The 15,409-nt window shown below is 69.7% G+C and carries 15 protein-coding genes; 12 read left to right on the top strand and 3 right to left on the bottom strand.

The features are described from left to right. Positions 1–15: 15 nt before the first annotated feature. Positions 16–1,041: a putative 2-aminoethylphosphonate ABC transporter substrate-binding protein gene (locus tag BKK81_RS09285; protein ID WP_071012309.1), complete on the top strand. Its 1,026-nt coding sequence runs from the start codon at positions 16–18 to the stop codon at positions 1,039–1,041. Then, on the top strand, positions 1,042–2,274 hold the full coding sequence (locus tag BKK81_RS09280; RefSeq protein WP_071012307.1) for a TIGR03364 family FAD-dependent oxidoreductase: 1,233 nt from the start codon (positions 1,042–1,044) through the stop codon (positions 2,272–2,274). A gap of 36 nt (positions 2,275–2,310) precedes the next feature. On the opposite strand, the gene BKK81_RS09275 is transcribed toward BKK81_RS09280, so the two are convergent. Further along, positions 2,311–2,712 carry a hypothetical protein gene (locus BKK81_RS09275; protein ID WP_071012305.1) on the bottom strand — a complete coding sequence of 134 codons (402 nt, stop codon included), beginning with the start codon at positions 2,710–2,712 and terminating at the stop codon, positions 2,311–2,313. 378 nt (positions 2,713–3,090) lie between these two features. Between BKK81_RS09275 and fusA the strand changes: the two genes are divergently transcribed. After that, on the top strand, positions 3,091–5,139 hold the full coding sequence (gene fusA / locus BKK81_RS09270; protein WP_071012303.1) for an elongation factor G: 2,049 nt from the start codon (positions 3,091–3,093) through the stop codon (positions 5,137–5,139). Positions 5,140–5,152: 13 nt separating this feature from the next. Here fusA and BKK81_RS09265 read toward each other — a convergent pair whose 3' ends face one another. Continuing rightward, the gene (locus tag BKK81_RS09265; RefSeq protein WP_071012301.1) at positions 5,153–5,803 is read right to left on the bottom strand and encodes a TetR/AcrR family transcriptional regulator; all 651 of its coding nucleotides are present in this window, start codon (positions 5,801–5,803) and stop codon (positions 5,153–5,155) included. A gap of 240 nt (positions 5,804–6,043) precedes the next feature. Between BKK81_RS09265 and BKK81_RS09260 the strand changes: the two genes are divergently transcribed. The 3 genes from BKK81_RS09260 to BKK81_RS09250 all read left to right on the top strand — a co-directional run bounded on the left by BKK81_RS09260 (position 6,044) and on the right by BKK81_RS09250 (position 9,250). Beyond that, entirely contained in the window at positions 6,044–8,335 is a 2,292-nt protein-coding gene (locus tag BKK81_RS09260) for a xanthine dehydrogenase family protein molybdopterin-binding subunit (protein ID WP_071012299.1), read from the top strand. A gap of 58 nt (positions 8,336–8,393) precedes the next feature. Next, positions 8,394–8,852: a (2Fe-2S)-binding protein gene (locus BKK81_RS09255; protein WP_071012297.1), complete on the top strand. Its 459-nt coding sequence runs from the start codon at positions 8,394–8,396 to the stop codon at positions 8,850–8,852. A 158-nt stretch (positions 8,853–9,010) separates the two neighbouring features. Next, a complete protein-coding gene (locus BKK81_RS09250; protein ID WP_071012296.1) occupies positions 9,011–9,250 on the top strand; it encodes a hypothetical protein in 240 nt (79 codons plus the stop codon). Positions 9,251–9,352: 102 nt separating this feature from the next. On the opposite strand, the gene BKK81_RS09245 is transcribed toward BKK81_RS09250, so the two are convergent. Continuing rightward, on the bottom strand, positions 9,353–10,006 hold the full coding sequence (locus tag BKK81_RS09245) for a response regulator transcription factor (RefSeq protein WP_071012294.1): 654 nt from the start codon (positions 10,004–10,006) through the stop codon (positions 9,353–9,355). Between the two features lie 406 nt (positions 10,007–10,412). On the opposite strand from BKK81_RS09245, the gene BKK81_RS09240 reads away from it, so the two are divergent. The 6 genes from BKK81_RS09240 (at position 10,413) to BKK81_RS09215 (ending at position 15,379) form a co-directional block, all read left to right on the top strand. After that, entirely contained in the window at positions 10,413–10,640 is a 228-nt protein-coding gene (locus BKK81_RS09240; protein WP_071012292.1) for a hypothetical protein, read from the top strand. A gap of 233 nt (positions 10,641–10,873) precedes the next feature. Beyond that, positions 10,874–11,560 carry a hydrolase gene (locus tag BKK81_RS09235; RefSeq protein ID WP_071012291.1) on the top strand — a complete coding sequence of 229 codons (687 nt, stop codon included), beginning with the start codon at positions 10,874–10,876 and terminating at the stop codon, positions 11,558–11,560. Positions 11,561–11,713: 153 nt separating this feature from the next. Next, entirely contained in the window at positions 11,714–12,535 is an 822-nt protein-coding gene (locus BKK81_RS09230; protein ID WP_071012289.1) for an alpha/beta fold hydrolase, read from the top strand. A gap of 146 nt (positions 12,536–12,681) precedes the next feature. Further along, complete coding sequence (locus BKK81_RS09225) at positions 12,682–14,565, top strand: amidohydrolase (protein ID WP_197523900.1); 1,884 nt, start codon at positions 12,682–12,684, stop codon at positions 14,563–14,565. 11 nt (positions 14,566–14,576) lie between these two features. Further along, positions 14,577–15,005 carry a DoxX family protein gene (locus BKK81_RS09220; RefSeq protein ID WP_071012287.1) on the top strand — a complete coding sequence of 143 codons (429 nt, stop codon included), beginning with the start codon at positions 14,577–14,579 and terminating at the stop codon, positions 15,003–15,005. Positions 15,006–15,082: 77 nt separating this feature from the next. Then, positions 15,083–15,379: a XapX domain-containing protein gene (locus tag BKK81_RS09215; RefSeq protein WP_071012286.1), complete on the top strand. Its 297-nt coding sequence runs from the start codon at positions 15,083–15,085 to the stop codon at positions 15,377–15,379. The last annotated feature ends 30 nt before the right edge of the window (positions 15,380–15,409 follow it).

Genomic DNA, 15,409 nt, shown 5'->3' with positions numbered 1-15,409 from the left:
ACCAGGAGAAACTCCATGACCGCTCGCTTCGCCCTGCCGGCCGCCATCGCCGCGGCCGCCGCCACGCTGCTGGCCGGCCCCGCCCAGGCCGCCACCACGCTGACCGTCTACACCGCGCTGGAAGCCGACCAGGTGGCCGCCTACAAGGCCGCCTTCGAGAAGGCCAACCCCGATATCGAGATCAAGTGGGTGCGCGACTCCACCGGCATCGTCACCGCCAAGCTGCTGGCCGAGAAGAACAATCCGCACGCCGACGCCATCTGGGGCCTGGCCGCCTCGAGCCTGGCCATCCTCGACAAGGAAGGCATGCTGACGCCGTACGCGCCGGCCTCGCTGGCGCAGATCGACGCCCGCTACCGCAGCGGCGCCAACCCGCCGGCCTGGGTCGGCATGGACGTCTGGGGCGCGGCGATCTGCTTCAACACCGTGGAAGCGCAGAAGCAGAAGCTGCCCAGGCCGACCTCCTGGGCCGACCTGGCCAAGCCCGTCTATGCCGGCAAGATCGTCATGCCGAATCCGGCTTCGTCGGGCACCGGCTACCTCGACGTGAGCGCCTGGCTGCAGATGATGGGCGAGCAGAAGGGCTGGGCCTACATGGACGCCCTGCACCAGAACATCGGCCAGTACACCCACTCCGGCTCCAAGCCCTGCAAGATGGCCGCCACCGGCGAGTTCCCCATCGGCATCTCCTTCGAGTACCGCGCGGTGAAGACCAAGAAGGAAGGCGCGCCGATCGACATCGTGCTGCCCTCCGAAGGCCTGGGCTGGGACATCGAAGCCACCGCCATCGTCAAGGGCACCAAGAACCTCGACGCCGCCAGGAAGCTCGCCGACTTCTCCGCCAGCCCCGCCGCCATGGCCCTGTACGAGAAGAACTTCGCCGTGACCGCCATGCCCGGCGTCGCCAAGCCGGACGCGCTGCTGCCGGCCGACTATGAGAAGCGCCTGATCAAGAACGATTTCGCCTGGGCCAGCGCCAATCGCGACCGCGTGCTGGCCGAATGGTCCAAGCGCTACGATGGCAAGTCGGAGAAGAAGTAAATGATGGTGCCGTCCGATACCTCGCCGCGCCTCGATGGCGAGACCGATGTCGCCATCGTCGGTGCCGGCATCCTCGGACTGGCACACGCAGCCGCGGCGCTCCGCCGCGGCCTGCGCGTGACCGTGTTCGAACGCAGCGACATCGCGGTGGGCGCCTCCATCCGCAATTTCGGCCAGATGCTGGTGACCGGGCAGCCGCCCGGCATCATGCTGGACCTGGCGCGCGAGAGCCGCGCGCTCTATCTCGGCTGGGCCGAGCGCGCCGGCCTGTCGGTGCGCGCCAACGGCTGCCTGCTGTTCGCCCGCGATGCGCAGGAAGAGGCGGTGCTGGAGGAGTTCATGGACACCCGGGCCGCCGCCTTCGGCTATCGCGTGCGCCTGCTGCGCGGCGCCGCGCTGTCCGGGCTCTACGATGGCCGCTTCGCGCGCCATCATGCAGCCCTGCAAGGCACGGAAGACCTGCAGCTCTATTCGCGCGAGGCCGTGCCGGCGCTGGCCCGATGGCTGGCCGGCCAGGGCGTGCGCTTTCACTTCGGCACGCTGGTGCGCCACGTGGAGGATGGCCGTCTCGACACCACGGCCGGCCCCTGCCGCGCGCAGCACGTCATCGTCTGCAGCGGCCACGACTACCAGACCCTGTGCGCCGACCAGTTGCGCGCGCTGCAGCCGCAGGTATGCCGGCTGCAGATGCTGCGCGTGGCGCCGCTGGACGGCTTCGCGCTCGAGCACGTGGTACTGACCGGGCTGTCATGCACGCACTACGGCGCCTTCTCGGACCTCACCTCGGCACGCGCGCTGGCCACGCGCATCGCGCAGCAGCGGCCCGAGCTGGAGCGCCACGGCATCCACCTGCTGGTCAGCCCCACGCCCTACGGCGACTGGATCGTCGGCGATTCGCACGACTACGGGCAGGACGCGCGCCCATTCAACGCCGAGAGCGTCGATACCCTGATGCTCGACCTGGCGCGCGAGGCGCTGGGCTCCGGACTGCGCGTGATCGAGCGCTGGCAGGGCGTGTACGGCGCCAAGCGCCGCGTGCCCGAGGGCGGCGCCTTCTCGGTGACACGCGTCGACGCTCGCACCACCGCCGCGCTGATGCACAGCGGCATCGGCATGAGCGTCGGCCCGGCGCTGGCGCGCCGCCACGTCGACGCTTTGCTCGACGGCAGCGCGCTGCCGGCCTGGACGCCGCCGGCCCGGCCCGGCTTGCACCAGGCAGCCACCGCGGCCTGAGCCGGCACGCCGCGGCGCCGGCGCGCCCCCGGGACTTCAGGCCTTGTGGTGCGCGTCGGCGTCGAGTTCGCGCTCGGCGGCCTCGCCCGAATGGCCCTTGTAGTAGAGGTGCACGCCGATCGCCAGCGAGTCGTGGCGGATTTCCTGGAAGGCCTTCCATGCCTTGACCGGGTCGCGGAACACCAGGTAATGGGCTTCCTGTTCGATCAGCGTGGCGACCTGGTGCAGGCCGTGCCCGTGCAGCACGTTCACCAGCGCATCGAGGCTGCGGTGCGTGCGCGCGTCGCTGCGCGGGTACAGCATGTGCAGGATCGCGACGCGCTGCGGCGCTACCAGCGCCGACAGCGCGACAACGATCTGCTGGTGGTTCAGGGCGCTGACGACCGTGTCGGCATCATGCTGGTGGCCGGGGAAAAGGGCTTCGATGGTGGTGACCATGGCTTCGCTTCCTGTTGCCTTCGATGGGCTTTATTGGCTTTGGGTGCGCGGCTGGCAGGCGCGCGGCCGGCCAGGGCGCTGGAGACGGCTGGCCGCCGGATCGAGGCGGGCTCCGCTTCGCCTCGGGGGGCACGGCCAGTCGCGCCGCTCGCTGCACCGCACCGGACATCCCGCGCTGCAGCAACGGCATGGTGCACTGTAGCGCAGGGCTTGTATCAGGGAAAACCCTGAAAGTCGCAATACACTGTTCCGCAAGCAGGACAGTCGTGAGCGTACGGCGTCCAACACGCGCCCTGCACAGCATTTGGCGCCGCGGCCGATTTCGCCAATAATGGGCTCACTGACTGGCATCTGCCATCGCTGCACGAGGGGGCGACCATGCTTCGCGGTCCCGATGCAATTCGTACCATTGCCCTGCTGGGCCATGCGGGGGGCGGCAAGACCTCGCTGATCGAGGCACTGCTGCACCGGGGCGGCGCGCTGCACGCGGCGGGCAGCGTCGAGCGCGGGACCACGGTGTGCGACTCCGACCCGCTCGAACGCAAGTATCACCACTCCCTCACCTCCGCCGTCACCCACCTCGACCACGCCGACACCCGCCTCTACCTGATCGACACCCCGGGCTATCCCGACTTCGCCGGCCTCGCCCTGAGCGCGCTGCCGGCGGTGGAGACCGCCGTCATCGTGATCCATGCGCAGACCGGCGTGGAGATGACCACGCGCCACATGATGGCCTGGGCGGCCGCGCGCAAGCTGTGCCGGCTCATCGTGGTCAACGGCATCGATTGCGACAAGATCGACCTGCCCGCCCTGGTAGCCGACATCCAGGAGGCCTTCGGCAAGGAGTGCCTGCCCATCAACCTGCCGGCGGCCCACGCCGGCCAGGTCGTCGACTGCTTCTTCGATCCGTCCGGCGAGGCGGATTTTCTTTCTGTGGGGTCGGCGCACGACGCGCTGGTCGACCAGGTCATCGAGATCGACCCGGAGCTGATGGAGCGTTACCTGGAGCAGGACCAGGCCATCACGCCCGAGCAGTTGCACGCGCCGTTCGAGCGCGCGCTGCGCGAAGGCCACCTGGTGCCCATCTGCTTCACCTCGGCCGCCAGCGGCGCGGGCATCGCCGAACTGCTCGACGTGTTCGTGCGGCTGCTGCCCAATCCCGCCGAAGGCAACCCCCCGCTGTTCTACCGCGAGGCGAACGGCAAGCGCGAAGCGGTGCGGGCCGAACCCGATCCCGGCAAGCACGTGCTGGCGCATGTCTTCAAGATCGTGGCGGACCCTTATATCGGCAAGCTGGCGCTGTTCCGCATCCACCAGGGCACGGTCGCGCGCGACAGCCAGCTCTACATCGGCGCCGGGCGCCAGCCGTTCAAGGTGTCCCACCTGCTGCTGCTGCAGGGCAAGGAGCACACTGAGGTGCCGCGCGCCGGTCCGGGCGATATCTGCGCGGTGGCGAAGATCGACGAGATCGGCTTCGATGCGGTGCTGCACGACGCCAGCGAGGACGGCGACATCCACCTGGTGCCGCTGGACTTCCCCACGCCGATCTACGGCCTGGCGATCGAGCCCGCGCGGCGCGGCCAGGAACAGCGCCTGGCCGAGGTGATGCAGAAGCTCGGCGCCGAGGATCCCTGCCTGCGCATCGAGCATCCGGCCGACACCAACGAGACGGTGGTGCTGGGCCTGGGCGAGTTCCACCTGCGCTGCCTGCTGGAGCGCCTGACCGAACAGTACAAGCTGGAGGTGGTCACGCGGCCGCCCAAGATCGCCTACCGCGAAACCATCGGCGGCAAGGCCGAGGGCCAGCACCGGCACAAGAAGCAGACCGGCGGTGCCGGACAGTTCGGCGAGGTCATGCTGCGCGTCGAACCGCTGCCGCGCGGCAGCGGCTTCGAGTTCATCGACGCGGTCAAGGGCGGCGCGATTCCGGGCCAGTTCCTGCCGGCCGTCGAGAAAGGCATCCGCCAGGTGCTGGACAGCGGCCCGCTGGCAGGCTTCCCCATGCAGGACGTGCGCGTCACCGTGTACGACGGCAAGAGCCACCCCGTGGACTCGAAGGAGGTCGCCTTCGCCACGGCAGGACGCAAGGCCTTCATCGACGCCGTGCTGAAGGCGCGGCCGAGCGTGCTGGAGCCGATCGTCGACATCGAGGTGCTCACGCCCGAGGCGGCGATGGGCGACATCATCGGCGACCTGTCGGCCAAGCGCGGCCAGGTGCGCGGCACGCGCGGCGCGACCAGCCACAGCGTCGTCGTGATGGGCAAGATCCCGCTGGCCGAACTGAACGACTACCAGACGCGCCTGAACAGCCTGACCGGCGGGCACGGCAGCTACACCATCCAGTTCAGCCACTACGATCCGGTGCCGCCCGCGCAGCAGGACCAGATGGCATCGCGCCACAAGGCCCGCGGCGAAGCGTCGGGCTGAGCGCCTCCGTCGCCTACGCGCGCGGGCGCGGCTGCCGCTGCCGTGGCGGCACCCGCGCCTGCAGGCCCGCCAGGAAGATCTCCCCGGCCCGCTGCGCCAGGGCCCGGTGGTCGATGGGCTCGTCCACGCCGGGTTCGAACTCGATGCGGCCATCGAGGATCAGCAAGGCCAGCCCGTGCGCCAGGCTCCACGCCGCCATCGCCTCGGCGGTCGCCGGCCGCGCGATGTCGAGCGCCTCGATCGCCGTGCGCACTGCGTCCAAGGCGCGGAAGCCCGCCGCGGCGAGCTGGGGATGGTCCGCCTTGCGCAACTCCGGGCCGAACATCAGGCGGTAGATGGCCGGCTCGGCCGCAGCGAACTCGAGATAGGCACGCAGCAGGTCGGCGAAGCGCAGCGCCGCCTTGCGGCGCCGCGGCAGGGCCTCGAAGCGCGCGTGCAGGCGCTCGAAGCCGCGCGCGGCCACGTCTGCCAGCAGCGCGTCCCGGTTCGCGTAATGGCGATAGGGTGCGGCATGCGACACGCCCACGCCGCGCGCCACTTCGCGCAGGCTGACCTCGGCGACGCCGCGTGTCTGCAGGATGCGCTCTGCCTCGGCCCGCAGGGCCGGCTGCAGGTCGCCGTGATGGTAGGGCGCGGCCTTGGCGCGCGACGCGGGTGGATTCATGGAGGCCTCCGGGCCGGGATGTGTGGCACGCAATGCCTGCAGCGGACAGGCCGATTCAAACGCGCGCACTTTGCCGAACCGATGTTGACAGTGCTTACATCGCTAGTTTATGTTGTCGCCGTCAACATGAAAAGCACGGCGGCCACAGCGGCCGGACGCGCGGCGCTGCCGCCGTGGCACATCGTCCACGGATCGCTCCCCAAGCCCTGCGGATACCGCCCCGGAACCAGGAGACAACGCATGGTCAGTCGAAGAACTTTCCTGCGCGCCAGCGCGGGCGCCGTCGGTGCCGCAGGCGCGCTGGTGGTCGGCTGGTCGGTGATGCCGGCGCGCCAGCGTCTGCTGACCGCCGAGCCGCTGCCGCTCGGCCCCGCCCAGGCGGCGCTCAACGGCTGGCTCAAGGTCTCGCCGGACAACACCGTCACGGTGATGATGAGCAAGTCCGAGATGGGCCAGGGAGTGCACACCGGGCTGGCCATGCTGCTGGCCGAGGAACTCGATGCCGACTGGTCGCAAGTGCGCATCGAGCAGTCCCCCATCGACAAGATCTACAACAACGTCGCGGCCACCGTCGACGGCCTGCCCTTCCACCCTGACGACCAGGGTGCGCTCAAGCGCGCGGCCGGATGGATGACCGGCAAGCTGATGCGCGAGATCGGCGTCATGATGACCGGCGGCTCCTCCAGCATCAAGGACCTGTGGCTGCCCATGCGCGAAGCCGGCGCCTCGGCGCGCGCCATGCTGGTAGGCGCCGCTGCCGCGCAGTGGCAGGTGCCCGCGCAGGAGTGCCGCGCCGAATCGGGCAAGGTGCTGCACGGCTCCGGCCGCAGCGCCACCTTCGGTGAACTGGCGGCGCTGGCCGCGCAGCAGCCGCGTCCGGACAAGGTGGCACTGAAGGAGCCCGCGCGCTTCAAGCTGGTCGGCCAGCCGCTGCATCGCATCGAGGCCGCCGCCAAGCTCGACGGCTCGGCCCGCTTCGGCATCGACGCCGCACCCGACGGCCTGCTCTACGCCAGCGTCGCCATGTGCCCCACGCTGGGCGGCAAGGTGGCGCGCTTCGACGGCGCCGCCGCGGCGCGCCTGCCGGGGGTGCACAAGGTGCTGGCGGTCGAGCCTTACCACGGCGGCAGCGGCGGCGTGGCGGTCATCGCCGACACGCCCTGGCACGCCATGCGCGCGCTCAAGCAGGTCACGGTCGAATGGGACCACGGCGCGGCCGCCAGCACGTCCAGCGACGCCATCTTCACCCAGCTGGCGGCCACGCTCGACAAGGCCGACGGCCACGCCTACTTCAGCCGCGGCGACGTCGACGGCGCGCTGGCCGGCGCCGCGCGCAAGGTCAGCGCCGAGTACCGCGCGCCCTACCTGGCACACGCGGCGATGGAGCCGGTCAACTGCACCGTGCAGGCGCAAGACGGCGCCGCCACGGTGTGGGCCTCGACCCAGGTGCCGGGCATCGCACGCGACCACGTGGCCAAGGTGCTGGGCATCGCCGCCGACAAGGTCGACCTGCGCGTGCAATTGCTCGGCGGCGGCTTCGGCCGGCGCCTGGAGGCCGACTACGTGGCGCAGGCCGCCGCCATCGCGCGCGCCATGCCCGGGCGGCCCGTGCAGACCATCTGGTCGCGCGAGGAAGACACCCGCCATGACTTCTACCGCCCTGCCTGCGTCTCGCGCTTCCAGGCCGGGCTCGATGCCGACGGCAAGCTGGTGGCCTGGCGCAACACCTCGGCGGGCCAGGCCATCATGCCCAATGTGCTCAAGCGCAGCTTCGGCCTGCCCGGCGCGGGTCCGGACAAGACCACGTCCGAGGGCGCCTTCGACCAGCCCTACGAGTGGCCCAACGCGCGCATCGCCCACGAAATCGTCGACCTGCCGGTACCGGTCGGCTTCTGGCGCTCGGTCGGCCATTCGCACCAGGCCTTCTTCAAGGAGAGCTTCCTCGACGAAGTGGCGGCGGCGGCGGGCCAGGATCCGGTCGCCTTCCGCGCCGCGCTGCTGGCGCAGCATCCGCGCCACCTGGCCGTGCTGCGGCGGGCCGCCGCGCTGGCCGACTGGGGCAAGCCGCTGGCGCCGGCCGATGACGGCAGCCCGCGCGCGCGCGGCGTCGCCCTGCACCAGTCCTTCGGCTCCATCGTGGCGCAGGTGGCCGAGGTTTCGCTCGGCCAGGACCAGGGCCAAGGCAAGCGCATCCGCGTGCATCGTGTGGTGTGCGTGGTGGATTGCGGCACGCCGGTCAACCCGAACCTGATCCGCCAGCAGATGGAGAGCGCCATCCTGTTCGGTCTGTCGGCCGCCCTCCATGGCGAAATCAAGGTGGTCGACGGCCAGGTGCAGCAGAGCAACTTCCACGACTACCCCGTGCTGCGTATGCACGAATGCCCGCGCATCGAGACCGAGATCATGTCCAGCCAGGACGCTCCCGAAGGCGTGGGCGAACCGGGCACGCCACCCATCGCGCCGGCCGTCGCCAACGCGCTGTTCGCCTTGACCGGCCAACGCCAGCGCGCCCTGCCGCTGCGGCCGGCCTGACCAGCGCAGATACCGCGCAGACTCCCGCCATCACGGCCCATTCCGACCGGAGACCGACATGCCCACCCTGAAGATCAACGGCAAGGCCGTTGACGTGCAGGCCGAAGCCGATACCCCCCTGCTGTGGGTGCTGCGCGGCGAACTCAAGATGACCGGCACCAAGTTCGGTTGCGGCATGGCGCTGTGCGGCGCCTGCACGGTCCACCTGGACGGCGCGCCGGTACGCGCCTGCGTGACCCCGCTGAGCGCGGTCGGCAACCAGGAGATCACCACCATCGAAGGGCTGCAGGGTCCGCAGGCGCAGGCGCTCAGAGCCGCCTGGAGGGAACTCGACGTGGTGCAGTGCGGTTATTGCCAGAGCGGCCAACTGATGTCGGCCTGCGCCTTGCTGAAGCAGACGCCGCGGCCCACCGACGCGGACATCGATGCCGCCATGTCGGGCAATATCTGCCGCTGCGGCACATATCCGCGCATCCGCGCGGCGATCCACCGCGCCGCGGCAAAGCCGGAGGGCTGACACTCATACCATGGTCTGAGCCCGCTAAACCCATGCCCTAGGAAGTCTGCCCGCAAGCACAGCGGCGTCGATGCCCGCTTCGCTCTAAGCTGTGACTGGCAGACCGCGCCGGCTCCCTGACCCTCGGCCGCTGCATCCGTACCGCACAGAGGATAGCGATGACCGAGACCACCAGCCTTCAGTTGATCCGACTGCGCGCGGCCGTCCATGCCAACGGACAGGACGCTGCCCTCTGGCGCTGGTTCTCGGACCAGATGGAAGAGCGGCGGCTGTCCTGCGAGCGTGTGCAGGGATACTGGTCGATCCGCATCGCCGGCCGCGAACTGGCCTGCGATCGCTCCTTCGACGCCGCCGTACGTGCGGCCCACGTGCTGAGCCACGCCCTGCGCGCACTGTAGCCAGCGCGCCATCGCGGCACGGACGGCACCTGCCGGCCGCTCTTGCCTGCCGTGCTCCGCCCCGCCACGGGAGGCGGCCGGAGTCCGTACCGCACAGCGCCCTCAGGCGTGGCAGATGCCGAGTTGCTGCGCCATCAGCACGAGCTCGGCGAAGGTGCGCGCCTTCATCTTGCGCATGGCCTGTCCGCGATGGATCTTCACGGTGACCTCGCTGATCCCCATCCGGCCCGCGACCTGCTTGTTCATCAGGCCGGACACCGCCAGCCCCATGACCTCCGACTCGCGCGGCGTCAGCGTCTCGAAACTGGCGCGCAGCGCCTGCGTGCGCCGCCCCGCCTCGCGCCGGCGGCGGTCCTTGTCGAGCGCCGCCGACACCGCATCGAGCAGGTCCTGGTCGCGAAAGGGCTTGGTCATGAAGTCCTCCGCGCCGGCCTTCATGGCGGCCACCGTCATGGCGATATCGCCATGGCCCGTCATGAAGATGATCGGCACGTGCACGCCCCGCTGCGCCAGGCGCGCCTGCAGGTCCAGCCCGCTCGGGCCACGCAGGCGCACATCGAGCACCAGGCAGCACGGCACGTCCGGCATGGCGAATTCGAGCATCTCCGTGGCCGACCCGAACAGTGCGACCTCCAGCCCGATCGAACGGAACAGGCAGCCCAGCGCCCCACGCAGTGCCGCATCGTCATCGACCACCAGCACCAGGGCGTCATCCCGGGCGCCCGCTTCGGCCGGTTCCAAGTTCTGTCGTGTCACAGCCCCTCCTTCTTCCCCTCGTCGCCGATCCGGCCGCCCCGCGCGGCCGGCTCAGCGCTCTGCAGCGGAATCTACGCCATGCGACCGCCGCTGCCTTGTCAATTTGTGCTGCGCCTTGATCCTGTTTGCGCTTTTTAATCGCAGGCGATGCAATCGCGTGCACAGCACTCTGACCGCCCCATATGGCTTCCTGTCGCCGAGGCTCGCAAGGACGCCGGATCCCCTCCCGTTTCAACAGCCCTCCGATTATAGGTGCCGGCATCGATATTCAGATATTTTGAATAACTCAACCTCAAATATGCCTGAAAAGATACCTGAATCAGCCCTATAGTTGAGCCCATGAACAGGATGCAGCGAAACGCAGACATTCTATAAAACTCAATAACCAATGGCATTGGAGCACATCATGAGCCACATCGTTTCCCGCAGGATCGTTTCCACCCTGCTGCTGTCCCTGGCCGCCCTCACCGCCGCGCCGGGCGCCGGCGCGCGTGAACCGAACGCCGCCGATACCTACGGCTACACCTTCCGCAGCCATGACGTCTACAGCGACGGCGCGCGCAGCGGCAAGCTCGACACATTCACCGACGGGGCGCGCGGCGCCGGCCCGGACCACGGCGATGTGTCCGCCTGATGTGTCCGCCTCGACGGCACACAGGTAATACGAACAGACAATGGCCTCCGGCCACCGCCGGGTTTAGCCTTCCGTGCGGTTGCCAGGCGAGCTTCGACCCGGCACCAGCGCGTATCACGCGCCGCAGCGCGGCGGTGAGCGCACTTTCCGCAAGCAACCCGCGCTGTCCGCCCTGGCGCCCTATCCTGCCAGAGCGGCGCAGTTTCCGCCCCCTCTTACTTCAGGAAGACATCATGTCGAACGCCAAACTCGAAGTCCTGACCCCGCAGAACAGCCAGCTGATCTTCATCGACCAGCAGCCCCAGATGGCGTTCGGCGTCCAGTCGATCGACCGCCAGACCTTGAAGAACAATGTGGTGGGCCTGGCCAAGGCAGGCAAGATCTTCAATATCCCGACCACCATCACCACGGTCGAGAGCGAGTCCTTCTCCGGCTTCACCTACCCCGAACTGCTCGATGTCTTCCCCGGCCAGAAGACCCTGGAACGCAGCTCGATGAACTCCTGGGACGACCAGAAGGTGCGCGACGCCCTGGCCGCCAACGGCCGCAAGAAGATCGTCGTCTCCGGCCTGTGGACCGAGGTCTGCAACCTCACCTTCGCCCTGTCGGCCATGCATGACACCGACTACGAGATCTACATGGTGGCCGACGCCTCCGGCGGCACCAGCAAGGAAGCCCACGACTACGCCATGCAGCGCATGATCCAGGCCGGCGTGGTGCCCGTGACCTGGCAGCAGGTACTGCTCGAATGGCAGCGCGACTGGGCGCACCGCGACACCTACGACGCCGTGATGCAGCTCGTCAAGGAGCACTCCGGCGCCTACGGCATGGGCGTGGACTATGCCTACACCATGGTGCATAAGGCACCCCAGCGCACCGCCACCACCCACGAGTCCATCGCGCCGGTGCCGGCACGCTGATCGCCGCGCCGCCGGCAGCCCACCCCGAAGCACCTCGATGCGCGGGCAAGCCGCGCGGCGGGACATGCAGGCCGCTACGGCTGGCGCCGCCGCGCAGGCGGCGCCACCGGCAAGCCGCAGGCCCGCACCCACCACGCCTCAGGAGCACACAGCATGAGCTACGTCACCGCCAAGGATGGCACCCGCATCTTCTACAAGGACTGGGGCGCCGGCCGCCCCGTAGTGTTCTCGCACGGCTGGCCGCTCAACGCCGACGCCTGGGACGCCCAGATGCTGTTCCTGGTGCAGCACGGCTTCCGCGTGATCGCCCACGACCGCCGCGGCCACGGCCGCTCCGGCCAGCCCACCCAGGGCAACGACATGGACACCTATACCGATGACCTGGCGGCGGTGATCGAGGCACTCGACCTGAAGGGCGCGACGCTGGTCGGCCATTCGACCGGCGGCGGCGAGGTGGCGCACTATATCGGGCGGCACGGCACCCGGCGCGTGGCCCAGGCGGTGCTGATCGGCGCGGTGCCGCCGATCATGCTGAAGACCGCGGCCAACCCGGGCGGGCTGCCGATGGACGTGTTCGACGGCATCCGCAAGAACACGGCGGAAAACCGCTCCCAGTTCTTCAAGGACCTGGCGGTCCCCTTCTTCGGCTTCAACCGTCCCGGCGCCAAGGTGTCGCAAGGCACCATCGACGCTTTCTGGGCGCAGGGCATGACCGGTGGCATCCTCGGCCAGTACCTGTGCATCCGCGAGTTCTCCGAGGTGGACTACACGGAGGACCTGAAGAAGATCGACGTGCCGACGCTGATCCTGCACGGCGACGACGACCAGATCGTGCCGATCGATGACGCCGGCAAGCTCAGCGCCAAGATCGTCAAGAACGCCACGCTGAAGATCTATCCCGGCGGCTCGCACGGCATGTGCGTGGTCGACGCGGACAAGGTCAATGCCGACCTGCTGGCCTTCCTGAACGCTTGACGCCCATGCCGTCCCGCGACTCCCAGGCAGGCCGGGACGGCCTGTTTTCGCCCCGACCGGGCCAACCGCAGCTGCCGCTGACACGCCGGCAATTCATCGCCGGCGCCGCCGCCCTCGGCGCGGCAGCCGCCACCAGGACATTCGCCATGAACGCTTCGACGCCTCCGGACCTGATCCTCGTCAACGGCAAGTTCGCCACCCTCGACCCGGCCAACCCGCAGGCCGACGCCGTTGCCATCCGCGATGGCCGCTTCGCCGCGGTCGGCCGCCGCGATGACATCATGCGCCTGGCCGCCAGCTCGACCCAGGTCGTGGACCTCGGCGGCCGGCGCGCCATCCCCGGCTTGATCGACAGCCACATGCACATCATCCGCGGTGGCCTGAACTACAACATGGAACTGCGCTGGGACGGCGTGCGCTCGCTCGCCGATGCCATGCGCATGCTCAAGGAGCAGGTGGCGCGTACCCCCGCGCCGCAATGGGTACGCGTGGTGGGCGGCTTCACCGAGCACCAGTTCGCCGAGAAACGGCTGCCGACCATCGACGAACTGAACGCCGTCGCGCCCGATACCCCGGTCTTCATCCTGCATCTGTACGACCGCGCCATCCTCAACGGCGCGGCACTGCGCGCGGTCGGCTACGCCAAGGACACGCCCAACCCGCCGGGCGGCGAGATCGTGCGCGACGGCAACGGCAATCCGACCGGACTGCTGCTGGCCAAGCCCAACGCCACCATTCTCTATGCCACGCTGGCCAAGGGCCCCAAGCTGCCGCCCGAGTACCAGAAGAACTCCACGCGCCATTTCATGCGCGAGGTGAACCGGCTCGGGGTGACCGGCGTGATCGACGCCGGCGGCGGCTACCAGAACTACCCCGAGGACTACCAGATCATCGAGGAACTGCACAAGGACGGCCAGCTGACGGTGCGCCTGGCCTACAACCTGTTCACGCAGAAGCCCAAGGAAGAGCTGAGCGACTTCCGCACCTGGTCCGGCCAGGTCAAGCCCGGCCAGGGCGACGACCTGTACCGCCACAACGGCGCGGGCGAGATGCTGGTCTACTCGGCGGCCGACTTCGAGGATTTCCGCGTCGAGCGCCCCGAGATGCCGCCGTCGATGGAGAGCGACCTTGAACCGGTGATCCGCCTGCTGGCCGAGCAGCGCTGGCCGTGGCGCCTGCACGCCACCTACGACGAGACCATCTCGCGCGCGCTCGACGTGTACGAGAAGGTGGCGCGCGACATCCCCTTCGACGGCCTGCACTGGTTCTTCGACCACGCCGAGACCATCAGCGACCGCAACATCGACCGCATCGCCGCGCTGGGCGGCGGCATCGCGGTACAGCACCGCATGGCCTACCAGGGCGAGTACTTCGTCGAGCGCTACGGCGCGCGCGCGGCCGAGGCGACGCCGCCGATCAAGCGCATGCTGGAGCGCGGCGTCAAGGTGGGCGCCGGCACCGACGCCACCCGCGTGGCCTCGTACAACCCCTGGGTCTCGCTGTACTGGCTGACCACGGGCAAGACCGTGGGCGGCATGTCGATGTATCCGCAGGCCAACCTGCTCGACCGCGAAACCGCGCTGCGCCTGTGGACCGAGGCCAACACCTGGTTCTCCTCCGAGGAAGGCAAGAAGGGGCGCATCGCCGTGGGCCAGCTGGCCGACCTCGCAGTGCTGTCCGCCGACTACTTCGCCGTGCCCGGCGACGAGATCCAGGACATCACCTCGGTGATGACGCTGCTGGGCGGCAAGGTGGTGTACGGCGACGGCGACTTCGGCCCGCTCGCGCCGGTGGTGCCGCCGGCCATGCCGGACTGGTCGCCGGTACGCCACGGCGGCGGCTACCAGGGCCGCCCCGGTGCCCTGCGCGACAAGGCCGGGCTGGCGCGCAGCGCGGCAGCCGCCTGCGCCTGCGCCAGCGCCTGCGGCGTGCACGGCCACGCGCACACCTCGGCCCTCGCCGCCAACGTGCCGGCCTCCGACGCGCGCAGCTTCTGGGGCGCGCTGGGCTGCTCCTGCTGGGCCTTCTGAGGGAGCGCGCCATGCCCGACATGACCCTGGACCGCGCCGCCCCGCGCGTGCTGCCCCGCTGGCTGCGCTGGCTCGCCCTGCTGCTGCTGTGCGCGGCCTACCTGCAGGGCGGACTGGTCAAGCTGAGCGACTTCGGCGGCGCCGTGCAGGAGATGCAGCACTTCGGCCTGGCGCCGGCGGCGCCGCTGGCGGCGGCCGTGATCGCGCTGGAGCTGGGCGCCTCGCTGCTGATCCTCAGCGGGCGCTGGCGCTGGCTGGGTGCGCTCGGGCTGGCCGCCTTCACGCTGCTGGCCACCTTCCTGGCCAACCGCTTCTGGGCGGCGCCGCCGGCCGAGCGCTTCGGCCTGGCCAATGCCTTCTTCGAGCATCTCGGGCTGGTGGGCGGCTTCCTGCTGGTGGCGTGGGAGGACTGGCGGCACCGGTCCCCGCCCGGCGGCTGAAGCCGTGGCACCCGCGCCGGCCGCTCTCCCCCGCTGTCCTCCACTTCAACCCATGACACCGTGACATCGAGAACATCATGAAGGTCTACATCGTCTCGCTCGCCGCCGGCATCCTGGTCGGCATCATCTATGCACTGCTGCAGGTGCGCTCGCCCGCCCCGCCCGCGGTCGCCCTGATCGGCCTGCTCGGCATGCTGATCGGCGAACAGGTGGTACCGCCCGTCAAGCGCATGCTGGCCGGCGAGCCCGTCAGCGTGGCGTGGTTCCGCAGCGAATGCGTGCCCAAGATCACCGGCACGCCTGCGCCCACGCTGGTCGCCGCGCGCACCGAAGCCGAAGCATCGCCGGACCAGCCGCCGCCGGCAGCGCGCTGACGCCGGCCTCGCCGTGCGGCGGCGGCGCGC

The organism is Cupriavidus sp. USMAHM13, from assembly GCF_001854285.1.
In the GTDB taxonomy this organism is placed as follows: Bacteria; Pseudomonadota; Gammaproteobacteria; order Burkholderiales; family Burkholderiaceae; genus Cupriavidus; species Cupriavidus malaysiensis.
This window is presented reverse-complemented; position numbering and strand designations above follow the sequence as displayed.

Bases quoted from the DNA above. Each gene is read 5' to 3' on its own strand.
- BKK81_RS09220 (WP_071012287.1), top strand. From the start codon at position 14,577: ATGCCCGACATGACCCTGGACCGCGCCGCCCCGCGCGTGCTGCCCCGC.
- BKK81_RS09225 (WP_197523900.1), top strand. From the start codon at position 12,682: ATGAACGCTTCGACGCCTCCGGACCTGATCCTCGTCAACGGCAAGTTC.
- BKK81_RS09250 (WP_071012296.1), top strand. From the start codon at position 9,011: ATGACCGAGACCACCAGCCTTCAGTTGATCCGACTGCGCGCGGCCGTC.
- BKK81_RS09230 (WP_071012289.1), top strand. From the start codon at position 11,714: ATGAGCTACGTCACCGCCAAGGATGGCACCCGCATCTTCTACAAGGAC.
- fusA (WP_071012303.1), top strand. From the start codon at position 3,091: ATGCTTCGCGGTCCCGATGCAATTCGTACCATTGCCCTGCTGGGCCAT.
- BKK81_RS09255 (WP_071012297.1), top strand. From the start codon at position 8,394: ATGCCCACCCTGAAGATCAACGGCAAGGCCGTTGACGTGCAGGCCGAA.
- BKK81_RS09260 (WP_071012299.1), top strand. From the start codon at position 6,044: ATGGTCAGTCGAAGAACTTTCCTGCGCGCCAGCGCGGGCGCCGTCGGT.
- BKK81_RS09285 (WP_071012309.1), top strand. From the start codon at position 16: ATGACCGCTCGCTTCGCCCTGCCGGCCGCCATCGCCGCGGCCGCCGCC.
- BKK81_RS09280 (WP_071012307.1), top strand. From the start codon at position 1,042: ATGATGGTGCCGTCCGATACCTCGCCGCGCCTCGATGGCGAGACCGAT.
- BKK81_RS09215 (WP_071012286.1), top strand. From the start codon at position 15,083: ATGAAGGTCTACATCGTCTCGCTCGCCGCCGGCATCCTGGTCGGCATC.
- BKK81_RS09240 (WP_071012292.1), top strand. From the start codon at position 10,413: ATGAGCCACATCGTTTCCCGCAGGATCGTTTCCACCCTGCTGCTGTCC.
- BKK81_RS09235 (WP_071012291.1), top strand. From the start codon at position 10,874: ATGTCGAACGCCAAACTCGAAGTCCTGACCCCGCAGAACAGCCAGCTG.
- BKK81_RS09275 (WP_071012305.1), bottom strand. From the start codon at position 2,712: ATGGTCACCACCATCGAAGCCCTTTTCCCCGGCCACCAGCATGATGCC.
- BKK81_RS09265 (WP_071012301.1), bottom strand. From the start codon at position 5,803: ATGAATCCACCCGCGTCGCGCGCCAAGGCCGCGCCCTACCATCACGGC.